23 protein-coding genes are annotated in these 25,715 nt (G+C 66.6%); 11 read left to right on the forward strand and 12 right to left on the reverse strand.

All coding sequences use genetic code 11. From position 1 onward, the window contains the following. Positions 1 to 205: 205 nt before the first annotated feature. The 3 genes from BM365_RS10055 to BM365_RS10065 all read right to left on the reverse strand — a co-directional run bounded on the left by BM365_RS10055 (position 206) and on the right by BM365_RS10065 (position 5,580). The gene (locus BM365_RS10055; RefSeq protein WP_093489645.1) at positions 206 to 982 is read right to left on the reverse strand and encodes an N-acetylmuramoyl-L-alanine amidase; all 777 of its coding nucleotides are present in this window, start codon (positions 980 to 982) and stop codon (positions 206 to 208) included. A gap of 139 nt (positions 983 to 1,121) precedes the next feature. Next, positions 1,122 to 4,109: a TonB-dependent receptor gene (locus BM365_RS10060; RefSeq protein WP_093488806.1), complete on the reverse strand. Its 2,988-nt coding sequence runs from the start codon at positions 4,107 to 4,109 to the stop codon at positions 1,122 to 1,124. 49 nt (positions 4,110 to 4,158) lie between these two features. Continuing rightward, positions 4,159 to 5,580 carry a transglutaminase-like domain-containing protein gene (locus tag BM365_RS10065; RefSeq protein WP_093488808.1) on the reverse strand — a complete coding sequence of 474 codons (1,422 nt, stop codon included), beginning with the start codon at positions 5,578 to 5,580 and terminating at the stop codon, positions 4,159 to 4,161. A 266-nt stretch (positions 5,581 to 5,846) separates the two neighbouring features. Here BM365_RS10065 and BM365_RS10070 point away from each other — a divergent pair, with 266 nt between their 5' ends. Genes BM365_RS10070 through BM365_RS10090 form a run of 5 tightly spaced genes read left to right on the forward strand, consistent with a single transcriptional unit; the run spans position 5,847 to position 11,376 of the window. Continuing rightward, positions 5,847 to 7,319 carry a C40 family peptidase gene (locus tag BM365_RS10070; protein ID WP_233210899.1) on the forward strand — a complete coding sequence of 491 codons (1,473 nt, stop codon included), beginning with the start codon at positions 5,847 to 5,849 and terminating at the stop codon, positions 7,317 to 7,319. Continuing rightward, positions 7,316 to 8,413 (forward strand): dipeptide epimerase, encoded by a 1,098-nt coding sequence (locus tag BM365_RS10075; protein WP_093488812.1) that lies wholly within the window; start codon positions 7,316 to 7,318, stop codon positions 8,411 to 8,413. The genes BM365_RS10070 and BM365_RS10075 overlap by 4 nt, the downstream gene beginning before the upstream one ends. Before the next feature lie 55 nt (positions 8,414 to 8,468). Then, a complete protein-coding gene (locus BM365_RS10080) occupies positions 8,469 to 9,323 on the forward strand; it encodes a MurR/RpiR family transcriptional regulator (protein ID WP_093488814.1) in 855 nt (284 codons plus the stop codon). Next, on the forward strand, positions 9,323 to 10,105 hold the full coding sequence (locus BM365_RS10085; protein WP_093488816.1) for a L,D-transpeptidase family protein: 783 nt from the start codon (positions 9,323 to 9,325) through the stop codon (positions 10,103 to 10,105). The genes BM365_RS10080 and BM365_RS10085 overlap by 1 nt, the downstream gene beginning before the upstream one ends. Beyond that, positions 10,102 to 11,376, forward strand: coding sequence for a dicarboxylate/amino acid:cation symporter (locus BM365_RS10090; protein WP_093488818.1), 1,275 nt, complete (start codon positions 10,102 to 10,104; stop codon positions 11,374 to 11,376). The genes BM365_RS10085 and BM365_RS10090 overlap by 4 nt, the downstream gene beginning before the upstream one ends. A 27-nt stretch (positions 11,377 to 11,403) precedes the next feature. Here the strand turns inward: BM365_RS10090 and BM365_RS10095 are convergent, their stop codons facing one another. The 9 genes from BM365_RS10095 to BM365_RS10135 all read right to left on the reverse strand — a co-directional run bounded on the left by BM365_RS10095 (position 11,404) and on the right by BM365_RS10135 (position 18,446). Beyond that, positions 11,404 to 11,802: a transposase gene (locus BM365_RS10095; RefSeq protein WP_093488820.1), complete on the reverse strand. Its 399-nt coding sequence runs from the start codon at positions 11,800 to 11,802 to the stop codon at positions 11,404 to 11,406. Positions 11,803 to 11,891: 89 nt separating this feature from the next. Continuing rightward, positions 11,892 to 12,491, reverse strand: a complete 600-nt coding sequence (locus tag BM365_RS10100; RefSeq protein ID WP_093488822.1) for a NapC/NirT family cytochrome c — start codon at positions 12,489 to 12,491, stop codon at positions 11,892 to 11,894. A 3-nt stretch (positions 12,492 to 12,494) separates the two neighbouring features. After that, entirely contained in the window at positions 12,495 to 13,052 is a 558-nt protein-coding gene (locus BM365_RS10105; RefSeq protein WP_093488824.1) for a nitrate reductase cytochrome c-type subunit, read from the reverse strand. A 10-nt stretch (positions 13,053 to 13,062) separates the two neighbouring features. Beyond that, on the reverse strand, positions 13,063 to 15,555 hold the full coding sequence (gene napA, locus BM365_RS10110) for a periplasmic nitrate reductase subunit alpha (protein WP_093488826.1): 2,493 nt from the start codon (positions 15,553 to 15,555) through the stop codon (positions 13,063 to 13,065). Continuing rightward, positions 15,539 to 15,862, reverse strand: coding sequence for a chaperone NapD (locus BM365_RS10115; RefSeq protein WP_093488828.1), 324 nt, complete (start codon positions 15,860 to 15,862; stop codon positions 15,539 to 15,541). Before BM365_RS10115 ends, napA begins: the two co-directional genes overlap by 17 nt. After that, entirely contained in the window at positions 15,859 to 16,371 is a 513-nt protein-coding gene (gene napF / locus BM365_RS10120) for a ferredoxin-type protein NapF (RefSeq protein ID WP_093488830.1), read from the reverse strand. The genes BM365_RS10115 and napF overlap by 4 nt, the downstream gene beginning before the upstream one ends. 3 nt (positions 16,372 to 16,374) lie before the next feature. Continuing rightward, complete coding sequence (locus tag BM365_RS10125; protein ID WP_093488832.1) at positions 16,375 to 16,545, reverse strand: periplasmic nitrate reductase, NapE protein; 171 nt, start codon at positions 16,543 to 16,545, stop codon at positions 16,375 to 16,377. A 99-nt stretch (positions 16,546 to 16,644) separates the two neighbouring features. Beyond that, positions 16,645 to 17,205, reverse strand: a complete 561-nt coding sequence (locus tag BM365_RS10130) for a molybdenum cofactor guanylyltransferase (protein WP_233210898.1) — start codon at positions 17,203 to 17,205, stop codon at positions 16,645 to 16,647. Continuing rightward, the gene (locus tag BM365_RS10135; protein ID WP_093488834.1) at positions 17,202 to 18,446 is read right to left on the reverse strand and encodes a molybdopterin molybdotransferase MoeA; all 1,245 of its coding nucleotides are present in this window, start codon (positions 18,444 to 18,446) and stop codon (positions 17,202 to 17,204) included. Before BM365_RS10135 ends, BM365_RS10130 begins: the two co-directional genes overlap by 4 nt. Positions 18,447 to 18,616: 170 nt before the next feature. Here BM365_RS10135 and hemN point away from each other — a divergent pair, with 170 nt between their 5' ends. From hemN to BM365_RS10170, 6 genes are all read left to right on the forward strand, one after another. After that, positions 18,617 to 20,014: an oxygen-independent coproporphyrinogen III oxidase gene (gene hemN, locus BM365_RS10140; RefSeq protein ID WP_093488836.1), complete on the forward strand. Its 1,398-nt coding sequence runs from the start codon at positions 18,617 to 18,619 to the stop codon at positions 20,012 to 20,014. A 19-nt stretch (positions 20,015 to 20,033) separates the two neighbouring features. Then, positions 20,034 to 20,789: a helix-turn-helix domain-containing protein gene (locus BM365_RS10145; protein WP_093488838.1), complete on the forward strand. Its 756-nt coding sequence runs from the start codon at positions 20,034 to 20,036 to the stop codon at positions 20,787 to 20,789. Positions 20,790 to 20,978: 189 nt separating this feature from the next. Then, a complete protein-coding gene (locus BM365_RS10150; protein WP_093489649.1) occupies positions 20,979 to 23,252 on the forward strand; it encodes a nitric-oxide reductase large subunit in 2,274 nt (757 codons plus the stop codon). A gap of 312 nt (positions 23,253 to 23,564) precedes the next feature. Further along, on the forward strand, positions 23,565 to 23,909 hold the full coding sequence (locus tag BM365_RS10155; RefSeq protein ID WP_175502064.1) for a TfoX/Sxy family protein: 345 nt from the start codon (positions 23,565 to 23,567) through the stop codon (positions 23,907 to 23,909). Positions 23,910 to 24,785: 876 nt separating this feature from the next. Further along, positions 24,786 to 25,121, forward strand: a complete 336-nt coding sequence (locus BM365_RS10165; protein ID WP_093488844.1) for a hypothetical protein — start codon at positions 24,786 to 24,788, stop codon at positions 25,119 to 25,121. A gap of 45 nt (positions 25,122 to 25,166) precedes the next feature. Next, complete coding sequence (locus BM365_RS10170) at positions 25,167 to 25,697, forward strand: hypothetical protein (protein ID WP_093488846.1); 531 nt, start codon at positions 25,167 to 25,169, stop codon at positions 25,695 to 25,697. Positions 25,698 to 25,715 lie beyond the last annotated feature (18 nt).

Below are 25,715 nucleotides of genomic sequence, written 5' to 3' on the forward strand. Positions count from 1 at the left end.
CCGTGCCAACTGGCGCGCCCCGTTTCCGGCGTGCGCAACGCAGACCACTGCTGACCTCTGGTTGTTACGCCGGCACCCCGCCGGATACTGCATCGCCGGAGGGAACATCCCGGCGCAAACCCCTGTACATCCGTGTAGCACGCGGTGTGCGACGAGTCAATAAATTATTCCTTGTGTTAGAAGAAACCGACTTGAATATTCGCACTCAAGGCGTTGTCGCCGGGGGATTTTCCGTTGGGGTCATGCGTGTGAGCGCGTGCAGGATGCGAAGGTCTTCCGCATCCAGCTCCGTGCCTTCGACGCCGCGGAACCGGTGGTGGAACGCGCGCACGGTGTCGCCGCGGTTGTCGATGGCGTAACCGATCGCCTGCAGCGCCAGCCAGGGATCGAAACCCGGCGGCGGTTCACCGGCATCGGGGGCGGGCCACAGGCCGAAGCCAGCGTCGTGCAGGCGCTTCCAGGGAAACAACGGGCCCGGATCGATCTTCCGCGTAGGCGCGAGGTCGGAGTGGCCGATGATCTGCGCCGGCGGGATGCGCAACCGCGTGGTGAGGTCGCGCAGCAGCACGATCAGGCTGTCGATCTGCGCATCCGGGTACGGGCTCTTGCCGTTGTTGTCGATCTCGATGCCGATGGACGCATTGTTGACGTCGGTGATCGCGCCCCAGCTGCCGGCGCCCGCATGCCAGGCCCGCTTCGCGTCGCTGACCAGCTGGTAGATTTTCCCGTCCTTGCCGACGAGATAGTGCGAACTGACGCGACCGCCGCTGTTGCGGCTGCGCAATGTATCGAGGGATTGTTCGACTGAATCCTGCTCGGTGTAGTGCAACACGATGACGACCGGTCGCCGCTCGTCGAAGTTCTCCGACGGCACCCAGGTGGCGAGCGGATTGCGCGGGCCGGAATGCGCGCACGCGCCGAGCAGCAGGACCAGGGCCGCGAGGGCGAGAAATCGGGATGCGAACGATACGGGCTTCGTCATGCGGGACACCTCGGAATGCGCGCGGGCATAGCAATAGCACGGATCGCGTCGCGGCACGGCCATGCCACCGATAAAGAAAGGCCTGCCGCGAACGGCAGGCCACGGGAGAAACACATATCCGACCGCATGCACTGTGCGGTCAGAAGTTCCACGTCACCACGAGTTGCGTGTAGCGGGGCGACTGCCACACCGTGCCTTGGCCGAAGTGCGGCATCGCGGTTCCAGGCGTGCTTTCATAGCGGGAGTGCACGTTGACGACCGTCTGTCGATTGAGCAGGTTGTATACGGAAAGGCGCGCCTTGAGGTCGATGCCTTCAACCGGCAACGTCCAGGTCACGTTGGCGCCCAGATCGTAGACCCATGGCATGCGGCCGAACGCACCGCGCTCTGAATACACCAGCTGGCGTGTCGCCCAATTGGAGCAGTTCGCCACGCAGAGCCAACCCGATCCGCCACCACTGAACTCGCCGGGGCCACCAGCGGCCCGGTTGTCGTTGGGCCAGACCACACCGTAAGCCGTAATGGGACCACCCGAGCGGGCGGAGAACGTGCTGCCGAAGGACCATTGCTCGCTGAGCTTGTAGCTGCCCCGCAGCTTGATCTGATGCCGGGAATCGTTGAACAGCACGCCGTAGCGCTCGTTGACGGCCGGGTGATCGTAGTACTGCACCAGGTTGGTATCGGCATAGCCGGTGTCCGAGTTCACCGGGCCTTCCATGTTGCCTTCGGACTTGGACCAGAGATAGCTGGCGTTGAATGCCCACTTGTCGTCCCACGCGCGGTCCAACTGGAATTCGACGGCCTTGTAGGTGCGCTTGGGCTTCTTGTAACCCATGATCTCGCCGCTGCCGGACGCGATGTAACCGTCCTGAGAGGAATCGAACGTCACCCAGTCGCTGGTGGTGGGGCACCACAAGGTGGTCGTCTCACCGGGATTGATGATGGGCCAGTCGCCCGAGTACCAGGGGCAGCCTTCGACATGGTTGATGCGCGCGTCTTCGACCGCCCGCGTCATCCGGCGATAGGTGGCATTGACGCCATAGGACCAGGCCTGGTTGATCGCCTGCTGGAAGCCGAGAATGAACTCGTCCTGGAACACCATCTTCAGATCTTTCGCGACAGCAGTGCGGAAGTCCTCCGGTGCAGGCACGTTGCTGGAGGTGTTCACCGGACCGATCTGCTGGCCAAGGATGGGCAACAGATAGGTTCCGGCGACCGGATGCTCCATCTGGGTCCAACCATCGAGCACGTAGTAGGTGTGTTCATCGGTGCTGCCGGCGAAGTAGTCCGCCAGCTTGTTGGTCAGGGGCAGATAGTATCGGCCCGCATTGCCGAAGAACTTGGTCGAACCATCGCCCTTCATATCCCAGCTGAAGCCGACACGCGGAGCGATCATGTCGGAGAAGTCCGCCTTCGCGAACGTCACACCCGATGCGTACTTGTTGTGGAACTTGTCGGCGCGCAAACCGAGGTTCAACAACAGGTTGGGCGTTACGCTCCAGTTGTCTTCGATATAGAACGCCTGCGCCTCCGTCGTAACGGGGGTGCCGGTGATGTAACGACGTGCATCGACGATCGCGGTGGTCCCCGCGGGGATCACCGTACCATTGAGCGCGCCGCCGGCGTTGGCGGACTGCACCTGATAGCTGACGCCGTCATTCGGATAGCGCACCGCGCTGTTGGAGTCCATCACTTCCTGATCCACGCCGAAGCGCAGCAAGTGATCGCCGAGCGTCCATTCGAAATCGAGGCGCGCGGCCTCGCGCTTGTCCTCGCGGTCGCTGATGCCGACGTCGGTGGGGTGGCAACCTTCGAATACCGTTTCCGGACCGAACCGCGTGGTGTAGCTTCCCGATCGCGTCACGATGCTGCAGTCCGGATCCTGATTGCTGCTGTTGGATGCGCTGCGTTCGTTCACACCGTACATCGCTTTGGCCGTGAAGTTGTCGCTGAAATGGCCGGTGTAGGTGAGCGACCAGTTGTCGCCGCCGGACCCCGAGACGCTGTCGCCCTTCAGCCTGTCCTTCGTACCTGTGTTCCACGTGTACTGGTAGATGTCGGTCGTCGATTCGCTCTTATCCGAGAAGGCCAGCAACTCGAGCGAATGGTCGTCGTTGATCCGCCAGTCGAACTTCGCGCCCCAGAAGTCGTTGTCACCCTGAGTGATGAAGGCAGCATTGCTGTCATAGTCCTGCGGCTGGCTGTCTCGCTTCTCGTACATCGCGAAGAAGAACAACCTGTCCTGCACGATGGCGCCCGATGCCCAGACGTTCGCCTTGTAGAAGGCGCTGCTATCGCGACTGGTGCGGTTGCGCTCGTCCAGGGTGCCGTCCCGATGGAAGTGATCTTCCTTCGATGCTTCCCAGGCGGATGGCTCCAGGGTCACCTCCGCGCCCGCGCGGAACTCGTTGCTACCCGAGCGGGTCACGGCATTGATGACGCCACCCGTGCTGCGGCCGAACTCGGCGGAATACCCACCGGTCTTGACCTGAAATTCCTCGTAGAAGCCGAACGGCACCGAAGAGAAGCCCTGGCGACGGTACGGATCGGTGACGTTCAGCCCGTTGATGTACACGGCGTTTTCCGCGACGGACGAACCCCCGAACGAAAGACCTCCGAACGTGGCGCCCGAGTTGATCACACCAGGCGCCAGCAGCGCGACGGAACTGAGGCTCTGGTCGACGGGCAGCCTCGAGAGCTCCTGCCTGTTGATATTCGTCGCCGATTCCGTCGAACGTACGTCCACGCGGTTGACCACGCGCGAGCCCACCACTTGCACGGCATTGAGGTTCACTACGCCGCCATCGCTGCCGAGGTTGACGGTGGTCGTGCCGCCCAGCGCGACGTTGACGGCGACAGCCTCGCCGACATCTTGCCCTGCACGCTTGACCTGCAACTGGTAGTCGCCCACCGGCAGCTGGCTGAGGCGGTAGCCGCCGTCGCCGCCGACCGTGACCGAGCGCTGCGCGCCGGTCGCGGTGTTGGTGATCATGATCTGGTCGCCCGCGCTCGCGCGGCCCGCGACCGCACCGGTCGCGCTCTGCGCCATCGCCAGCGGCGCCATCGACGCCAAGCAGGCACCGAGCGCCATACCCAGTGCCGCCTTCTTGAATACCTTGCCTCTCATCCCCGCTCTCTCCTGCTAAAGATGTTGGTTGAATCGTGTGGTGGTGAAATCAGCCGCGCCCATCCCGGGGCAGCACGGTCCATTCGAACTGGTAATCCCATTGGTCGAAGTAGAGGTTCCCGCCCTTCCACTCCACTTCGCCGCGCTGCAGGTCCACCGTCTCGGACCGCACGTGTTGCTTGGCCGGGATGAACTCGCGCGCGTAGTCGTCGTTGAAGGCGACGCGGTACGCATCCAGCCCGCCGAGGTAGAACCAGCGCAATCCCGGATCGTCCGAGGCGAGCTGTCCGGTAGTGACGTCCATCGGCACCCAGCCGTACGGCGCGAGGTACAGCGCGCCCCAGTCGTGCATGGTGTCGTGGCCTTCCACGTCTTCCGAATAGGCCCAGCCGGACTGCCAGCGCGCGGGAATGCCGTTCATGCGCAGCAGCGCGATCAGCAGCAGCGTCTGCTGCCCGCAGTCGGCGTGGCCGGCGCGGAATGCGTAGTCGCTGATGTTGGTGATGGTGGAGTACTCGCGCGCGCCGCCCCAGGGAATGCGGTCCACGGCGGCGAACAACTTCTGCGCAATGCGGTAGGGATTCGTCTCTTCGCCGACGATCTCCGCACTGAAACGGCGCAGGTCGTCGCTGAAGACCACGTGCGGCGCACGCTCGGCGACGAAGGGCGCGAGGTCCGGCGTGATCTCCGCCGGCACCACGCGCTCCGGATCGATCGCCACGCGGCGCGCGTGCACCGTGACTTCGTAGGTCAGCGAGAACGTCGTCGGCTGGCCCGCGACGGCGGGCTGTTCCAGATAGGCGGTGCGTTGCAGCGCGCGTTCGGGCGCGACGTGCGGCCGCGCCGGTTGGCTGCCGATCAGCGCGATGGCTTCCTGCTGGCCCGCGATCGCACGCGGGTAGGGGATCCAGGCGCGCACGGTCTCCCCCGCGGGCACGGCATCGGGCTTCACCGTGATGTGGTGGGTGATCCGCACGCGACGGGGCAGCACGCTGGTGGAGGCCGTCGCTTTCGCGATCTGGAGTACGTCGCGATGGTGGCGGTGCAGGGTTTCGTAAGGCCCCTGCGCGAATGGCTTCACCGGCGGTGCACGGCGCGCAGCCGCCTCCGGGCTCACACGGAACAGGTTGGAGACGGACCGGTTGAAGTAGCGTGGCTCGCCATCGATGTCCAGGCGCTCGATCAGGCCGGCGGCATCCCAGCGCTGGAACTCGTCTTCGCGCAGGTCGGGCACCTGTGCACGGATGCGTTGGCGAACGGTCGCGGCGTCGAGGGTGAAATCCAGGCGGATGCGGCGCATGCGCTCGCGCTGGAACCGGAGGGCCTCGGCTTCCGAAGCCTCCACGCCACGGGCCGCAAGGGCCCGGGTGATCGCCGTGTCCGCTTCGAAGAACCGGCCCCGATCGATGTCGGCGACGATCGCCGCCAGCGGATCGCCGGCGGCGGCCAGACCGGGCGCCAGGAGTACCATCGGCCACCCGCTCAAGCACAGCCACGCGGCCAACCGGCGCTGCCGGCGCCTGCCGCGTACTGCAACCGAGTGCTGGCAAAAGCTGGCATCCACGTCGAACAATCCCCAGGCCGACAGGTCCCGATTTGTGTAACACGGCCTGAACACAGGGTCAATAATTTATTCTTGATTTTTATATTGGAAGAAATAAATATTCTTGCAGAACCGGCCTCCGGCATGGCGTGATGTACTGCCGGCAGGCCCTTGGCTCAGAGGAAGGGGAGCGGATGAACCTAGCGATGCAGCACCGGTCCGTACCATGGCCGGCTTCCCAGACGCGCCGCCCCGCGGTCGTCGGCAGCGCGCTGTGCCTGGCGCTGACAGCACTGCTGGCAATCGCGCTGCCGGCCCACGCGCGCGACACCGCCCTCCCCATGCCACGGCACGCGGTCATCGGGGTCGAAGACCAGCACCTGGATCCGGCGTACTGGATCGCCAAGCTGGCCCGGCCGCAGCACGCGCTCCTGGACACGGCAGGGGTCGCTGCGCAGAACCGCCAGATGGTGCAGGCGGACCGCCACGTCCACGACCTCGACGCCGTACCGGCCTCGCTCACCCGCGACCAGGTCCGCGAATGGCTGGTGCCGCTGTCCGCCGCGCCCACCCGCACGCTGTACGACGTGCAGGGCCGCGAGGTGTCGAAGGCGCAGTTGGCCTCGTTCGCCGCCAATGCGGCCGTGGACACGGTCGCCGCGCAGGCGCCGGCCCGCTACGGCCTGGTCGTGCATCGCGCCGACCTGCGCACGTTCCCGACCCGCGAACGCGTCTTCAGCAGCCGGGGCGACACCGACATCGACCGCTTCCAGGAAAGCGCGCTGTTCCCCGGCACGCCGGTCGTCATCGCGCATGCGAGCGCCGACGGCGACTGGTACTTCGTGGTGAGCCCGCTCTACGCCGCCTGGATCGAGAAGCGGTTCGTGGCCGAAGGCGCGCGCGACGTGGTCCTGGGCTACGGACGCGGCACGCCTTCGCTGGTGGTCACCGGGGCCACCGCGCGCACGGTCTACAACCCGGAGGAGCCGGGCCTGTCCGAACTGCAGCTGGACATGGGCGTCCGCGTGCCGGTGCTCAACGACTGGCCCGCCGACGCACCGGTGAACGGCCAGCATCCGTACACCTCGTACGTGGTGCAGCTGCCGGTGCGTCGCGCCGATGGCGCGCTCGCCCTGCTGCCCGCCCTGCTGCCGCGCACCGCCGACGTATCGACCGACTACCTGCCGCTGACGCATGCCAATCTGCTGCGCCAGGGCTTCAAGTTCCTCGGCGAGCGCTACGGCTGGGGCCACAGCTACAACACGCGCGACTGCAGCGGCTTCGTGTCCGAGGTCTACCGCAGCATGGGCGTCACCTTGCCGCGCAACACCAGTGCGCAGGCCGTGAGCCCCGCGCTGGAGCGCGTGGGCTTCGACGCTTCGGACAGCCATGAGAAGCGCCTCGCCGTGCTGCGCACGCTGCGGGTCGGGGACCTGGTGTATATCCCGGGCCACGTGATGATGGTGATCGGCCACGACAAGGGCACCACCTACACGATCCACGACACCACGGGCATCACCTACCGCGGCGCGGACGGCACACCCGTGCGCGCCCGCCTCAACTCCGTCGCCGTCACCCCGCTGGAGCCGCTGATGTTCAACAGCGAGCAGTCCACCGTCGACCGCATCACCGCCATCCAGAGAATCCGTCCCCAAGGGGCTCCATGAAGATCACCGATATCCGGTTCGGCATGCTGCGCGTGCCGCTGAAGACGCCGTTCAAGACCGCGCTGCGCACCGTCGACACGGTGGAAGACATCGTGGTGCTGGTGCATACCGACACCGGCCACATCGGCTACGGCGAAGCGCCGGCCACCGCCGTCATCACCGGCGATACGCACGGCTCGATCATCGAAGCGATCGGCAAGTTCATCCGGCCGCGCCTGATCGGCCAGGACATCGCCAATCTCAATCGCATCACCGATCTGATCCAGACCGCGCTGGAGCGCAACACCAGTGCGAAGGCGGCGGTGGAGATCGCGGTCTACGACCTGTGGGCGCAGCTGTACGACGCGCCGCTGTACAAGATGCTCGGCGGTGGCGATCCGGTGATCACCACCGACATCACCATCAGCGTGGACTACATCGACAAGATGGTCGCCGACTCGATCAGCGCGGTCGATCGCGGCTTCGAATCGCTGAAGATCAAGGTGGGCAAGGACATCGGCCTGGACATCGAACGTGTCAAGGCAATCTATTCGGCGGTGGAAGGCCGTGCGCTGCTGCGCCTGGACGCCAACCAAGGCTGGACCGCCAAGCAGGCCGTGTTCGCCATGCAGAACCTGGAAGAGGCTGGCGTGGTGCTGGAGCTGCTGGAGCAGCCGGTGAAGGCGCGCGACCTGGACGGCCTGAAGTACGTCACCGACCGCGTGCACACGCCGGTGATGGCCGACGAAAGTGTGTTCGGCCCCACTGAGGTAATCGACCTGATCAAGATGCGCGCGGCCGACATCATCAACATCAAGCTGATGAAGACCGGCGGCATCTCCAACGCCATCCGCATCGCCGACATCGCCTCGCTCTACGGCGTGGAGTGCATGATCGGCTGCATGATCGAGGCGGGTGTCAGCGTCGCCGCGGCCGTGCACGTAGCGGCGGCGAAGGCCAACGTGATCACCAAGATCGACTTGGATGGCCCGTCGCTCGGTCAGTTCAATCCGGTGGAGGGCGGCGTGATCTTCAACGAGTCGGAGATCACGATCACCGATGCGCCGGGGCTCGGCATCCGCGAGATCCGCGGCCTCGAACTGCTGCCGGGCTGAGGCCGGCCGCCGGCTGCCGTTGTCAGGCCCACCCCGCCGCCTTCACACTGCCGCCATGACAACGCCCCTGGTGAAGATCCGTTCCGAACGCGACCAGATGTCGGCCATCGAGCGCCGCATCGCCGACTTCATCCTGGACAACGCCCACCTGCTGCGCGACTACTCTTCGCAGCAGCTGGCCAGCGCGCTGGGCATCAGCCAGTCCAGCGTGGTGAAGTTCGCGCAGAAGTTCGGCTTCAAGGGCTACCCCGACCTCAAGTACTCGATCGGCGAGACGATCGCGCGCAACGGCAACGGTCAGGCCGCGCTGCCGGTCGCGACACAGGACGACGCCGGCGATGCCTACCTGCGCCTGCAGGAAGCGCTGCGCCTGAGCAAGGCCGCGGCCGAGGAAGAAACCCGCGCGCTCAATCCGCGCGCACAGGTGGAAGCCATCGTCGACATGATCGACGGCGCCGGCAAGGTGTTCGTCTGCGGCCTGGGCGACGACGGCCTGTTCGCGCGCGAGTTCGCCGTGCGGCTGTCGCTACTCGGCCTGCTGACCGTGCCGCACGCCGACCCCATCCTGATGATGGCCAACCTGTCGGCGGCCCGGCCCGGCGACGTGCTGCTGATGTTCTCCGAGTTCGGCAAGCTGCCCGAGCTCTCGCAGGTCAGCCGCCAGTTCCAGGCGTTCGAAGGCAAGGTCATCTCGATCACGCGCCACACCGCCAACCCGCTGCGCGCGCATGCCGATGCCGCACTGGTGGTCTCCGCGCACGACCCCGAACCGCATGTCGAGCAACTGCTATACCGCTCTTCCCTGCAGTCGCTGCTGGACTTCCTGTTCGTCCTGCTATGCCAGAACCCCGGCCGGCACCGCCAGCTCGCTCTCAATCTAGAACGCATCCATCACCTGCTGGAGTCGTGATGCCTGTCCTGCACCGAGTGTTCCGCCCCTTCCTGCTCGCAGCCCTGCTGCTGTCCGGCACCAGTGCCTGCGCGACGCCGGCGACGACGCCGGCGCCGCTGCCGTGGCGCGATGCCCGCCAAGTGGTGCTGGTCCTGACCGACGGCTGGGACGCCACCCAGGGCACGCTGCAGCGCTTCGAATGGAAGGATGGCCAGTGGCGCGCCGCGGGCGAAGCATCACCGATCGCCGTCGGTCGCAACGGCACGGCCTGGGGACTGGGATTGCACCCGGCGCAGGCCGACGGCCCGCGCAAGCAGGAAGGCGATGGCCGCGCGCCCGCCGGCGTATTCACGCTTGGCGAGGCGTTCGGTTATGCCGCAAAGGGCAGCACCGCGTTGCCGTACCGCGCGATGCAGGCTACGAGCTACTGCATCGACGTGCCGGACTCGCCGCTCTACAACCGCATCGTCGACACGCGTGAGGTCGGCGAAGCCGCAGCAAAGGGCTCCACCGAACCGATGCGCCTGGACCTGCACAACGACGGCGACCCGCGCTACCGCGAAGGCCTGGTGATCGGCCATAACGCGAACGCCACGCCGCGCGGTGGCAGCTGCATCTTCGCCCACCTGTGGCGCACGCCCGGCGAGGCGACGGCGGGCTGCACCGCGATGGCCGCGGAGACGATGGACGCCTTGTTCGGCTGGCTGCAGCCTGCGGAACGCCCGGTCTTCGTCCTGCTGCCGCGCACGGAGTACGCGCGCCTCGCGCGCGATTGGCAGCTGCCGGAGGCCGCACGATGAGGTGGCCCGGCGCCACCACGCGCGTCCTCATCGGCCTGGTCGCCGGCGCGCTCGCCGGTCTGTCGCTTGCCCATTGGTGGCCGGCGTCTGCGGGCACCGCCGTCGCCATCGCCCAACCGATCGGCAAGCTGTGGCTCAGCGGCCTGCAGATGACCGTGGTGCCGCTGGTGTTGTCGCTGGTGATCCTCGGCGTGGCCACCGCCAGCGACGCCGCCGCCTCGGGCCGTGTCGCCCGCCGCGCGATGGTCGTGTTCATCGCGGTGCTGTCGCTGTTCGCCGCTTACGCAGCGATCGTCGCACCGCTGGTGCTGTCGGCAGTACCGCCGAGCGCGGCCCTGACCGCGACACTGCACGGCACGCTGCCCACGGCCGGCGCGATCGAAACCCCCGGTCTGGCGCAATGGATCGGCGCCATCGTGCCGAGCAACGCGATCATGGCGGCCGCCCAGGGCGCCATGTTGCCGGTGGTGGTGTTCGCCCTGTTCTTCGGCTTCGCGCTGACACGCGTGGATGCGGACCGCCGCGCCCAGATCATCACCTTCTGCCACGGCATCGCCGACACCATGATCGTGATCGTGCGCTGGATGCTGGTGGCCGCGCCGATCGGCGTGTTCGCACTCGTGCTCGCGGTCTGCGCGCAGGCCGGCATTGGCGTGATCGGCGCGCTGGCTGGCTACATCGTCCTGCAGTGCGGCATGTACCTGGGCGCGACGTTGATGTGCTACGTGCTGGTGGCAGTGTTCGCGCGGCAGTCGCCGCTCGCTTTCGCCAAGGCCATCCTGCCGGCGCAGGTGGTCGCGGCCAGCACGCAATCCTCGCTGGCCTCGTTGCCGGCGATGGTCGAAACCGCGCGCTTCCGCCTGGGCCATCCGCGTGCCGTCGCAGCGCTCGTGCTGCCGATGGCGGTGACGCTGTTCCGCATCACCAGCCCGATCCAGTATGTCGTCGCCGCGTGCTTCGTCGCATGGGCCTACGGCATTGATCTCAACGCGGTGACGCTGGCAGGTGGCGCTGCGCTGGCAGTGGTGATCAGTCTGGGGTCGATCGGCCTGCCGGGCCAGGTCAGCTTCATGGCCACGGTGATGCCGGTGACGCAGTCGATGGGCCTGCCGATCGAACCGCTGGGCCTGTTGTTGGCCGTAGACACCATTCCGGATGTTTTCGCCACCACCGGCAACGTCACCGGCGACCTGACCGCCAGCAGCATCGTCGCGCGCCAGTCACCGGATGCGGTCGATGCGGATACGGAAGGCCATTCCGGCGAGCCTTGAATCAACGACGCGGGCCGGCAGTCGCGCTCAGTCGTTGCAGGACGCAGGCGCGGCGGGCTCCTGTTTGCTCCGCGTGGGGTAGCGCGTGGCGCGGTAGCCGGCCAACACCCAGCGGATCGGTTCGGCCAGATCGGGATGCGGCGCCAGTGTCTTCAACACGTCTTCCCAGATGCCCTCGTGCACCCAGCGGGTGAAGCGCACGTAGACCGTATGCCACGCGCCGTAGTCGGGTGGCAGGTAGCTCCAAGGGGCATGGTTGATCGCCACCCACAGCACTGCGTCGAGGAAGACCCGCGTGCGCTCGCCGTTGCGGGCGCGGGCTCGCACGAGTGGTGGCAAGCGGTCGGCGATCAGGCGCCACCGCGCGTCATCCAGGCGCGATGCCGTGCCGCCATGGGTGCCCTGCTGCACATCTCCTGTCGCCATGTCCGCCTCCCGTGCGTGTTGTGCGAAATCCCTTCGCTACATAGGAGACTTCGTCGCGTCGCAAGCAATGCGGACACGACAGGGCGCGCTCAGCCTTGCGGCACGCCGTCCATGTTAGGCAGATGATGGGCCACGCCCTTGTGGCAATCGATACAGGTCTTCTTGCCGGTGCCCAACCACAGCTTGTGCACCTGCGCCGCGCGCGATCCCTGCCGGGTGAGGTCCATCGAGTCGTAGTCGTGGCAGTTGCGGCACTCCAACGAATCGTTGGCCTTCAGTCGGTTCCATTCGTGCGTGGCCAGGATCAGGCGCTCATCGAGGAACTTCTCGCGCGTGTCGATGGTGCCGAAGATCTTGCCCCAGACCTCCTTGGACGCCTGCATCTTGCGCGCGATCTTGTCCGTCCAGTTGTGCGGCACATGGCAGTCGGGGCAGGTCGCGCGCACGCCGGAACGGTTGCTGTAGTGGATCGTGGTCTTCAGTTCCTCGAAGACGTTGTCGCGCATCTCATGGCAGCTGGTGCAGAAGGCTTCCGTATTGGTCGCTTCGAGCGCCGTGTTGAAGCCGCCCCAGAAGATCACGCCCGCCAGGAAGCCGGCCACCGTCAGGAAGCCCAGGCTGTAGTGGCGGCTGGGCAGGCGCAACGTGCGCCACAGTCCCAGTACCCACGCTTTCGTCCGTGACCACATGGGCTACTCCTTCGCCGACGGTGGGGACGACAGCACGCTGTCGATGTCGCGGAACTGGTTCGCCACCAGCACCGGCGCATCGGTCTGCACCACATGGCACTGGTTGCAGAAGTAGCGCCGCGGCGAGATCGTCGCCAGGAACTGATCGTCGCGATCCATGTAGTGGGTCACGCTGACCGGCGGCGCCTGGAACGTGGCCGCGTTGGCGCGTGCGTGGCACAGCATGCAGCGGTTGCTGTTCTTGTCGATCTGGTAGCCGTCGATCGCATGCGGAATCGTCGGCGGCTGCATCGGATAGGCGCGCGCACGCTTGAGATCGGCGTTCTCCACGCGGGCCATCGGCGGCGGGTGGCCCTCCTGATCGATCGGCACGCCGCGGCGGATCGCGTCGATCTGCCCGCCGCCGGGCACGAACACCGCACGCGCGTCCACCGGAGTTGACGCAACGTCCGCCACGGCATCGGCATGCTTCGGCCGGCCGAACATCCAGCCTGCCACGAACACCAGTGCCATCAGCACCCCTGTCAGCGCCACCGCGATCCATAGCTGCTTGTTCTGCATGGCGAGCCTCCTAGGCGGCGACGACCTTGACCGCGCACTTCTTGTAGTCGGTCTGCTTGGAAATCGGATCGGTCGCATCCAGCGTGACCTTGTTGATCAGCTGGCCCGCGTCGAACCACGGCACGAACACGACGCCGCGCGGCATCCGGTTGCGCCCGCGCGTTTCCACCCGCGAGCGCATCTCGCCCCGGCGCGAAGCCACGATGATCTCGTCGCCGCGCTTGAGGCCGCGCTCTTTCGCGTCATCCGGATTCATGAACACCACGGCCGCCGGGAACGCCTTGTACAACTCGGGCACGCGCATCGTCATCGAACCCGAGTGCCAGTGCTCCAGCACCCGGCCGGTGACCAGCCACAGGTTGAACTCGTCGTCGGGCGATTCGGCGGCCGGCTCGTACGGCAGCGCCCAGATCACCGCCTTCCCGTCCTTGTTGCCGTAGAACTCGAAGCCGCTCCCCGCCTTGACGTAAGGATCGGCGCCTTCGCGGTAGCGCCAGCGCGTCTCCTTGCCCTTGACCACCGGCCAGCGCAGGCCGCGCGCCTTGTGGTAGTCGTCGAACGGCGCGAGATCGTGGCCGTGGCCGCGACCGAAGGCCGCGTACTCCTCGAACAGGCCCTTCTGCACATAGAACCCGAACAGCGCCGATTCGTCGTTGGCGTAGCCGCGTTCGATCTGATCGCTGGGGAACCGGTCCACGTTGCCGTTGCGGTAGAGCACGTCGAACAGCGTCTTGCCCTTGTACTGCGGGTTCGCCGCCAACAGGTCCGCCGGCCAGCACTCGTCGGTGGTGAAGCGCTTCGAGAATTCCATCAGCTGCCACAGGTCCGATCGCGCTTCTCCCGGCGCCTTCACCAGCTGGTGCCAGAACTGGGTACGCCGCTCGGCGTTGCCGTAGGCACCCTCCTTCTCCACCCACATCGCCGCAGGCAGGATCAAGTCCGCCGCCTGCGCCGTCACCGTGGGATAGGCATCGGAGACGACGATGAAATTGTCGGGACTGCGGTAGCCCGGCCAGGTTTCCTCGCGCAGGTTCGCCGCGGCCTGCATGTTGTTGTTGACCATCACCCAGTAGGCGTTGAGCTTGCCGTCCTTCAACGCGCGGTTCTGTTCGACGGCGTGGTAACCCACTTTCGGATTGATGGTGCCGGGCGGGAGTTTCCAGATCTCCTCGGCGTGCTTCCGGTGTTCGGGATTGGTTACCACCATGTCGGCCGGCAGGCGATGGCTGAACGTGCCCACCTCGCGCGCCGTGCCGCACGCCGACGGTTGCCCGGTCAGCGAGAACGGGCTGTTGCCCGGCGTGGCGATCTTCCCGGTCAGCAGGTGGATGTTGTAGACCATGTTGTTGGCCCACACGCCGCGCGTGTGCTGGTTGAAGCCCATGGTCCAGAACGACATCACCTTGGTCTTCGGATCGGCGTACAGCTCGGCCAGCTGCTCCAGCCAACCGCGTTCCGCGCCCGTCATCTCGACGGCCTTCTCCAGCGTGTACGGCGCCACGAAGCGCGCGAAATCCTCATAGCTGATCGGCTGCCCGCCGTTGGGATCCTTCGCGTTCTTCGCCTTCACTTCCAGCGGATGTTCCGGCCGCAGGCCGTAGCCGATGTCGTCGTTGCCGCGCTTGAAGGTGGTGTGCTTGCCGACGAAGTCCTGGTTGACCTTGCCGGTGCGGATGATGTGGTTGGCGATGTAGTTGAGGATGACCAGGTCGGTCTGCGGCTTGAAGATGATCGGGATGTCGGCCAGTTCGAAGCTGCGGTGCTCGAAGGTGGACATCACCACCACCTTCACGTGCGGATGCGACAACCGCCGGTCGGTCACCCGCGTCCACAGGATCGGGTGCATCTCGGCCATGTTCGAACCCCACAGCACGAACGCATCGGCCGCCTCGATGTCGTCGTAGCAGCCCATCGGCTCGTCCATGCCGAAGGTGCGCATGAAGCCCATCACCGCCGAGGCCATGCAATGGCGCGCGTTCGGGTCGATGTGGTTGCTGCGGAAGCCGGCCTTCATCAGCTTGTTGGCCGCATAGCCTTCGAAGATCGTCCACTGCCCCGAGCCGAACATGCCGATCGCGTCGCTGCCCTTCTCCTTGAGGACGCGCTTGAACTGCGCCGCCATCACGTCGAAGGCTTCATCCCATTCCACCGTGGTGAACTCGCCGTCCTTCGCGTACACGCCGTTCTTCTTCCGCAGCAGCGGCTGGGTCAGGCGGTCGGCGCCGTACAGGATCTTCGAGAGGAAGTAGCCCTTCACGCAGTTGATGCCGCGGTTGACCTCGGCGTGCACGTCGCCGTGCGTGGCCACCACGCGCCCGTCCTTGACCGCGACGTTCACGCCGCAGCCGGTGCCGCAGTAGCGGCATGGCGCCTTGTCCCACTTCAGCGTGGTCAGGTCGCCTTCGGTGACGACGTTGCTGCCGGTGCCGGTCAGCGGCAGGCCGGCCGCGGCGGCGGCCGTGGCCAGCGCGCTGTGGCGGATGAAGTCACGACGTGTGCTCATGGGCCTCTCCGGTCGCGGACAGGATGGACAGCGAAGGCAACGGTTCGTCGAGCGCGTGCGCCGGCTCGGCGTGGTGGTAGACCAGCAGCACGTTGAGCACGCCGGGCACGGCCTGCAGCTGGTCGACGCGCTCCATCACCGCATGGCGGTCGGCGGATTCGCAGATCACCACGCTGCGCGTGCCGCCGGCGAGCGCCAGGTCGAGGTCGGCGTGTTCGCGAATCATCGCGGCCAACGCGTCGCCGGCGGTATCGCGATGCTGGATGACGAAGCTGGCGATATGAATGTCGGGCGCGGGTGCGTTCAAGCGACGGCCTCCATGGCGGGTGCGTGCTGCAGGGTGATGGCGTCCACCGGGCACGGCGCGACGCAGGCGCCGCAGCCCGTGCATGCTTCGAGATCCACGCTGGCCGCGCCGCGCGCGCCGGGCGCCACGTGGATCGCGGACGCGGGGCAGACGTCGCCGCAGCTGGCGCAGACCACGCCCTGCGCCGACAGGCAGGTGGCGGCGATCTGGGCGACGAGCGTCCACGGCGGATCGCGCGCAGGCTCGAACGCGCCGCTGTCGCATGCCGCCACGCAGTCGCCACAGAACGTGCATTCGCCTGCATGCGCCTCGAAGCGCGGCAGGCCGTCGGCACCGCGGATCAGTACCCGCTCGGGACACGCCCCCACGCAGGCATCGCAGTGCGTGCAGGCGGCAAGGAATTCAGGCTCGGGCTTCGCCCAGGGCGGTCGGAACGCGATGGGCAACGGTTCGGCGGGCAGGCGGCCGAACAGCAGGGCACGACGGGAAGGGGAGCGGATATCGCCCATCGCTCACGGCCCGGTCGGCGGCCCGGAGAACAGCAGCTGCCACATCCACACCAGGAAGCCGTAACCGGCGACGATCAGCACGGCCGCCAGCGGAAAGATGACCGCCGTCAGCAACAGGAACGCGGTGCGCTCCTGTTTCTTGCTCGCAACGGCTGTTCCTTCGCTCTGCTCCATGATGCCTACCTTGCGGTTGGGTACTGGGTGCGACGATGCTGCGGCCGCAGGCTATCACATTCATATGACCGCCCCGGCGCCTGTCATCGGCAGGGAAATTCAGGGCGCCGGATGCGGGAGCGCGCGCCAGTCTTCGGGCGTATTGCAGTTGCGCAGCGCCTGCGACCAGCGTGCCGCGGGCAGTACCTGCGTCTCCACGCCGTGCTGCAGCGCGCGCAGCGACCGCTCGCGGCCGGAACGCTGGCCGATGTCTTCCATCACGGCGCGCAGGTGGTCGTCCATCCGCAGCCGCATCGGCAAGGCATGGCCTTCCACGCAGGCGCACGCGGCCCCGGCGGCGAGCAAGGCGTGCAGCAGGTCCGCGGACAGCAGCGGCATGTCCACGGGGACCACGATCCAAGCGCCGTCATGCAGGCGCGGGGCGAGTTGCGCCAGCGCGCCCATCGGTCCGGTATCGGGCGTCGCGTCGGGCACGCCGCCGATGTCCGGGCGATCACCGCTGACGATCACCTCGCTTGCGCCTGCAGTGAGCAGCAACGCGCGCATATGCGTCAGCAACGTGCCGTCGCCCCAGGGCAGCAAGGCCTTGTCCGTGCCCATGCGCGAGGAGCGCCCGCCCGCGAGCAGCACCGCACGCCAGGCGGGCGATGGCTGGCTCACGCCGGTATCCACGCGGGTGGCTGCAGATGGCTCAACCCGTGCACCTGCACCGATGTGCCTGCGACCACCTCACCGACGTCGGCCGGCAGCGTGATCCATGCGCTTGCCTGCGCGAACGGCAACAGGCGGAACGAGGCCTGCGCCGGCGCCACGTGCGCGCGCAGTCGACCGTCGCGGCCGCACTGCAGCGTGCCGTGCAAGAGCGCATGCAGCCCGGTACGCGAGCGGCAGTCGTCGGCGAGCGGCAACCAGCGCGGCGTTTCCGGCGGCAAACCCAGCCAGGCGCGCACCAGTGGTTCGACAAGGAAGCGGAACCCCACCGCCGTCGACAGCGGGTTGCCCGGCAGACCGACAAACAGCGGCCCTTCGCGCAGGCGCGCGGCGAGCACCGGCTTGCCCGGGCGGATCGCCACGCCGTGGAACAGGATCTTGGCCCCCCGCGCAGCGAGCGAGGCGGGCACGAAGTCGTAGCAGCCCTTCGACACCGCGCCCGTACTGAGCACCAGGTCGACGCCCTCGGCGAGGGCGGCATCCAGCGCGGCCTGGAACGCGGCCACGTCATCGCCCACGCGCACGATGCGCTGCACGTCGGCACCGGCGGCGGCGATGGCGAGCGCGAGATAGGGCGAAGTCGCATCGTGGATGCCGCCCGGTGGCAGCCGTTCGCCCGCCGCGACGATCTCGCGGCCCGTCGCCAGCACCGCCACGCGTGGACGCCGCGCCACCGGGATCCGGTCGATGCCCAATCCAGCGATCAGCATCAGTGAGGCAGCATCGAGCACGTGCCCGGCCGGTAACACGGCCTGCCCCGGCATCACGTCTTCGCCGCGGCGACGGATGTTCGCGCCAGCCACCACCTCGCCCAGCACGCGTATCCGCGATGCGCCCGAGGCCGACGCAGGCAACGTCTCGATCCGTTCCACGGGAACGACCGTATCGGCGCGCGCCGGTAGCGGGGCGCCGGTCATGATCTCCCACGCCAACGCGTCATCCTGCGGCGCAGCCTCGCCCGCGCCGATACGCGCACCGATCTCCCATGCCCGCGCATCCGGCACCGGCATGCCGCCGGTCGCGAGCGCCACGCCGTCCAGTGCCGCATTGTCGAAGGGCGGCAGCGCCAGGTCGCTGACGATCGCCGCGGCCAGCACGCGACCGAGCGCGTCGCCGGGCGCGAGCGTCTGTGTGCCGCGCAGGGTCGCGCCGTCCGTCAGTCGTGCCACCGCGTCGTGGTACCCGATCACCCTGCCTCCTCGTCCCTGGCCTCTCGGCGGGCACCAGCCTAGTGCGGCCCTGTGCGCTTGCCAATCGTGGCAAACAACGCGCCTTCACGCCGCTGAAGACTGCGACGCCACGCCGCAGGCGGTTGACCCATGTCAAGGACAACCCCGCCACGCGCGCCTAGCCTGCACGCATGGCCAGCCTGTCCTCCCTCTTCGACCCCGACCTGCTGCGGCGCTACGACACGCCGGGGCCGCGCTACACCTCGTATCCCACCGCCCCGCAGTTCTCGCCCGGCTTCGACGAAGCCGACCTGCGCGGCATGGCGGCGATCAGCAATGGCGACCCGATTCCGCGTCCGCTCTCGCTGTACCTGCACATCCCGTTCTGCACCAGCCCGTGCTTCTACTGCGGCTGCAACCGCATCATCACCCGCGACACCGCGCGCGGCGCCGCGTACCTGACGCGGCTGTACCGCGAAGTGGCAATGGTCTCGGCCTTGTTCGACCGCGACCGCGACGTGGAGCAGGTGCACTTCGGCGGCGGCACGCCCAATTTCCTGACGCCGTCGCAGATCGCCGAAGCGATGGACGTGCTGCGTCGGCATTTCTCCTTCGCCGCACCATCGCGGCTGGATTGCTCGATCGAACTCGATCCGCGCTTCATCAGCCCCCGCGACGTGGGCGAACTGGCCGCCGCCGGCTTCAACCGCGCCAGCCTGGGCGTGCAGGACTTCGATCCCGAGGTACAGCGCGCGGTCAACCGCGTCCAGAGCGTCGAGCAGACCCTGGCGATCATCGATGCCTGCCGTACGCACGGCCTGCAGTCGGTCAACGTCGACCTGATCTACGGGTTGCCGAAGCAGAGCCTGGCCGGCTTCTCGCGCACGCTCGACATCACCCTGCAGGCGCGGCCGGACCGGCTGGCGATCTACAGCTACGCGCACCTGCCGTCGATGTTCCGTCCGCAGCAGCGCATCAATGCCGACGAGCTGCCATCGCCCGAAGTGAAACTCGGCCTGCTGCAATGCGCGATCGACAAGCTCGGCGAGGCCGGCTACGTCTACATCGGCATGGACCACTTCGCGCTGCCCGGCGACAGCCTGGCCGAAGCACAGCGACGCGGTGGCCTGCGCCGCAATTTCATGGGCTACACCACGCATGCCGAAAGCGACCTGGTCGGCCTGGGCGTCAGCGCCATCAGCCACATCGGCCCGAGCTTCAGCCAGAACCCGCGCGATCTCGGCAGTTGGGAACAAGCCATCGACCAGGGCCACCTGCCGGTGTGGCGCGGCATGCGGCTGGAAGAAGACGACGTGATCCGCGCCGATGTCATCCAGCAACTGATGTGCCACGGCACGCTGGACTACCGCGACCTCGGCCGCCGGCACGTGATCGACTTCGCGACGTATTTCGCCGATGCGCTGCAACGCCTGCGCCCGCTGCAGGAGGACGGCCTGGTGGAACTGGACCGCGACGGCCTGCGCGCGACCTCGCGTGGGCGCATGCTGTTGCGTATCATCGCCATGTGCTTCGACCGCTACCTGCCCACCGCTGCAGCCTCGACGCCTCGCTTCTCGCGCACGGTCTGACCTTCCCGGGAGTGTCCGCATGACCTCGCCGCTGGTCTTCCCGCGCACCGATGCGAGCATCGTCGCCGACGACGGCGATTCGCTGACCTTCTGCTCCACCTGCGCGTTCTCGCAGGCCTGCCTGTCCGAGGGCATGGACAAACGCGCCCTGATGGACCTGCACGTGCTGGTCGAACACGTCGGCCCGCTGCGCGCCGGCGAACACGTGTTCCGCGAAGGCGACCCGTTTGGCGCGATCGCCGCGGTGCGCGCCGGCACGGTGAAGACCTACCAGATCGACCGCAACGGGCACGAGCAGGTGCTCGGCTTCCACCTGCCGGGCGAAGTGATCGGCCTCAACGCCATCCACGGCGACCGCTACCCGTGCAACGCGATCGCGCTGGACACGGTGATGCTGTGCCGCTTCTCGTTCCCGAAGATCGCGATGCTGGCCGCGCGCCTGCCCAACCTGCAGGCGCACCTGTTCAAGCTGATGAGCCGCGACATCGGCGTGGCTTCGCTGTTCGCGCGCGACAACACCGCCGACGAACGCATGGCCGCGTTCCTGATCGGCCTTTCGCGCCGGTTGGCCGCACGCGGCTTCTCGCCGCGCCGGTTCCAGCTGACGATGGCGCGCACCGACATCGCCAACTACCTGCGCCAGGCGCCCGAGACGGTCAGCCGCGTGCTGCGCCGCTTCGAACAGGACGGCCTGCTGCACATCAAGCAGCGCGACGTCGAGATCCTCGACCTGCCCCGCCTGGAAGCCCTCGCGCTGGCCGTGCTGCGGGATTGAGGGAGAAGTGGGTGCAGGTGTGGGAGCGACGTGAGTCGCGAGCTTGTCCGTCCGGAGTTAAAGGCGATCGCGACTCACGTCGCTCCCACAGGTGGCAGTACCACCAATTCCTCCCCGGCTTGACCTGCGTCATGGAGCCCCCGGGCCGGCGCGCCGATGATGCGGCCGTTTCCCGAGGAGAGCCGCATCATGAATTCGACACGCAAGTTGTGGGTGGGGTTGGCGGCCCTGCTCATTGCGTCGTTCGCCGTCCTGCTATGGGTCGGCAGCGAAGTGCATCGCCAGGCACCGCCGGTACCCGAACGGGTCGTGGCGGAGGACGGACGGGTGATCTTCACCCGTCAGGACATCGAGACCGGCCGCCAGGTCTGGCAGTCCATCGGTGGCCAGCAGTTGGGCTCCATCTGGGGCCACGGTGGCTACGTGGCGCCCGACTGGGGCGCGGACTGGCTGCACCGCGAAGCCGAGGCCATCCTGGACGGATGGGCCAAGCGCGAAGCCGGCGCGGAAGGCTACAAGCAGCTCGACGCGCCCACCCAGGCCGCCTACGCCACGCGCGTGCAGGCGCTGATGCGGCCCAACACCTACGACGCCACGACCGGCACGATCACGCTGTCGAACGATCGCGCGGATGCGATCGGCGTGGTCGGTGCGCATTACCAAAGCCTGTTCTCCGCCGATCCGGCCACCGGCGATCTGCGCGAGGCCTATGCCATGCGCAACGACACCGTGCCCGACGCCGAACACCGCCGCCAGCTGACCGCGTTCTACTGGTGGGCGGCGTGGTCGTCGGTGACCGAGCGCCCGGGTGCGGACATCAGCTACACGGCCAACTGGCCGGCGGACGAGCTGGTCGGCAACACGCCGCCGCCGAGCGCCTTCCTGTGGACGGTCTTCAGCGTGCTGTTCCTGATCGCCGGCGTCGGCCTGCTGGGCTGGCACTACGCGGTCAACCACGGCGATGAACTCGCACCGGTGCTGCCGAAGAGCGACCCGCTGGCGAAGATCAGGATCACGCCGTCGATGCGCGCCACCGCGAAATATTTCTGGGTGGTCATCGCGCTGTTCGTGGTGCAGATCCTGCTGGGCGCGATCACCGCGCACTACCAGGTGGAAGGCCAGGAGGCCTACGGCTTCGCGCTGGCCGACATCCTGCCGTACTCGCTGACGCGCACGTGGCATACCCAACTCGCGGTGCTGTGGATCGCGACCGCATGGCTGGGCATGGGCCTGTACATCGGCCCGGCGATCTCCGGGCACGAACCGAAGTTCCAGCGCCTCGGCGTCAATTTCCTCTGGACCTGCCTGATCATCATCGTGGTCGGCGCATTCACCGGGCAGTGGTTCGCGGTGATGCAGAAGCTCGGCCTGGAGCACAACTTCTGGTTCGGCCACCAGGGCTGGGAATACGTCGACTTGGGCCGCTTCTGGCAGTGGTTCCTCTTCATCGGCCTGACCCTGTGGCTGGTGCTGGTGGGCCGTGCGCTGTGGCCGGCCATCCGCAACGGCGGCGAATCGCGCAGCATCGTCAGCCTGCTGTTCCTGTCCACGGTGGCGATCGGCCTGTTCTACGCGGCCGGCCTGATGTGGGGCGAACACACGCACCTGTCGATGGTCGAGTACTGGCGCTGGTGGGTGGTGCACCTGTGGGTGGAAGGCTTCTTCGAGGTGTTCGCGGTGGCGGTGATCGCCTTCCTGTTCACCCGCCTGGGCCTGCTGCAGACGAAGACCGCCACAGTGGCAGTGCTGTTCGCCACCATCGTGTTCATGGCCGGTGGCGTGCTGGGCACGCTGCACCACCTGTACTTCACCGGCACGCCGACCGCGGTGATCGCGTTGGGCGCGAGCTTCTCCGCGCTGGAAGTGGTGCCGCTGGCCTACGTGGGCTTCGAGGCGTACCACAGCTGGAAGATGGGCAAGGCCACGCCGTGGATGCAGCGCTACCGCTGGCCGATCCAGTTCTTCATCGCGGTGTCGTTCTGGAACCTGGTGGGCGCGGGTCTGTTCGGCTTCCTGATCAATCCGCCGCTGCCGCTGTACTACATGCAGGGTCTGAACCTGACGCCGAACCATGGCCACACCGCGCTGTTCGGCGTGTACGGCATGCTCGGCATCGGCCTGATGCTGTTCTGCCTGCGCGGGCTGAAGCCGGACGTGGTGTGGAACGAGAAGCTGCTGAAGACCGCGTTCTGGTCGCTCAACATCGGCCTGGCCGGCATGTCGCTGCTGACCCTGCTGCCGCTGGGCATCCTGCAGCTCAATGCGGCGCTGGAGCACGGCTACTGGTTCGCACGCTCGGCAGAGTTCATGCAGCAGCCGATCGTGGACATGCTGGTGTGGATGCGCGTGCCGGCCGACACGCTCTTCAGCGTGGGTGCGCTGGCGCTGGTGTGGTTCGTGGCCAGCCTGTGGCTGGCGCCGCGCCGCGAGCCGCTGCCGGTCGCACACCCCAGCGAAGCCTGACCCTGGAACCGGCCTCTCCGGGTGGGGAGGCCGGGCCACCTGCTGCAGGTTGCAGCCCGAGAGCCGCGCACGCGGCTCTCTCTTTTGTGAGAACCGGGCGCACGGGGCTTGGAATGTCATCGATGGAAGCTCTGCGCGGACAGTCGTTGTCCCTTCGAGTCCTCAACTTTGCGATGACCGTGTGTTTCGCGCGTACCATCCGCAGCCATTGCGATGCCGGATACGCGATGTGAGGCGATGGCATCGTCGTCGAGCCGCTCATACCACCATCGCCACGCGACACCGACAGCTGCCATGGCAGGAGGTACCTCAGTGAAAGGACCATCAGATCTCGTCGTAACCACTCTCGGCCTGCTCTGCGGACTGGGTGAACTCCGGCATCGCAGGATGTTCGGTGGCACATACATCTACTGCGATGATCTCTTCATCGCCACCGTGCATGACGAGACCCTCTACTTCAAGGCGAACGCGAACACCGCGCCCACATTCATTGCCCGCGGTTTGAAGCCCTTCTCCTACCCGAAGGGTGGCGACACCGTCACGCTCCAGTACTACCAAGCTCCCCCCGAGGTGTTCGCCGACGCCGCCACCATGAACACGTGGGCCAGGCTGGCACTGATGGCCGCGCGCCAGGATGCCGCCAGGAAGTCCGCGTAGGATGCACGCGGCTCTCTTGTGTGAGAACCGGGCGCCGAATGCCACGCACGGGGCTCGGAATGCCATCGATGGAGCTCGGTAGCTCGATCTGTCTCACATCGAGCCCGGGACATCACATTCCGAAGGCCATCGATGGGACTTGGCGCCCCATGTCCTCACATTTACCCGGGCCGATGGGGTGTTTCACGTTTAACATCGGGCACAGCGGAAGGGATGCCGGAGTGGACCGGTGAATTCCCTTGCCGGGTTGGGGTCCACCCGTTGCTTCGAGGAAACATGAGAAGAATTGCCCGACTGCTGGTTGTCGTCCTTACCGCCATCGGCTTACTCGGCGCGCTCGGTCTTTTCCTTGAACCTCTTTTTGTGCGCGCCGCCACAATGGCCGGGCAGTGTTGGGTAGCTATGGAACCCACAGGCGCATGCAGGGCGGCCGCTGGATTCATGAGGCTCTGGTGGATCCTTCTGCTTCCGGTCGCACTGGGTTTGTCGCTGTTGCTGGTTCGCTATGCATTCCGCGAGAAGTTGGGTGCACGTTCCTAGGGTCCTCGAATCGCGTCATCCTTTCCTGATATGCCAAGACATCGCACGCCCATCGAGCTGACCGCGGGCAGACTCATCTCCGCCATTCAGAAAGAAAGGTTAGCCGAGCATGGAGAGCCTGCCGAGGTCGCGGAGTATGTGATGGACCGCGCCCATGAGCTCCTCCAGGCCAGCAAAACCGAGTCAGTCAACGCCGTGCTCGGCACCCAGTCCTTGGCGGACTACCTCGGCACACTTTGGTTACGACGCCACCCAGCCGTAATGCCAGCGGTCGATGAGCTCGAGTCTCTGATCCGTTCATCCCAACACCGCTGACCGCTCGACCAGGACGATTCCATGAGCACTTACACGCAATCCGATCTTGTCGATGACCTTGTCGGCATATTTCCCGAGTTCCGGGCGCGGTGGGAGAAGGACACCGAGGATGACGCGTTCCCCTGCTCGAGCCTCCAAGGCGTCTACCAGTCGCTCTTGCCCTTCGTGGCAGCGCAGCAGCCGACGCAGCGACAATGGCAGCGGCTGGCGGATCATCTGAGTGCGGCGGTAGACGCGGGAGGAGATCGGGAGAACGCCGCCGATACCTGCATGCTCGAACATCTCCATCAGGTGAAACTCAACCGGGTGCTGCGCCCTTTGCTGAGCGAGACGGCTCGCGCGTATGTGCGGCGCTGATCCGGCCCAGCGACGAAATCCACATCGAACTGAACAATCGCACCCATGAAGAAAATGCTAGCCATCCTCCTCATTCTGACTCCGGTCTGTCATGCCAGCGCCTGCAACAACGACCTCACAGGGACATGGACGTCGGACAAGGACATGTCGATGGCATTCCTTCGAGAGAACTCGAAGGTTCGGCCTGAGACCGACGCGTTCCTTGATGTGCTGCTAGGGCACTTCACGCTTACGTTCTCCGATGGCGAGCTGCATGAAGTCTTGCCGGATATCGAGGTGCCGGTCTCGGGGCGGTCCGAGCGGTTCACCGGCTCTGACGACCGCAAGGCCTACAACGTCCTCTTTTGCAACGACAGCGTGATCGTCTGGTCGGCCAAGCGCTCCTTCGGCGAAGGCATGGATGCCACCACCTTCAACTTCGTGGGGCCGGATACCGTTTGGGTGTACACCGGAACCACGGTCCCCGGTGTGCCTGACTTGCACGCGCGGGAGTATTTCCGCAGGACGCGCAATGACCCCGCGGCACTCCAGTCCATAGGTTCGGCTGAGAAAAGCGAAGCCCAACACGCACGCTGACTTGGCAGCGGGACGGGA

It is taken from the genome of Pseudoxanthomonas sp. YR558, assembly GCF_900116385.1.
Classification (GTDB): Bacteria; Pseudomonadota; Gammaproteobacteria; order Xanthomonadales; family Xanthomonadaceae; genus Pseudoxanthomonas_A.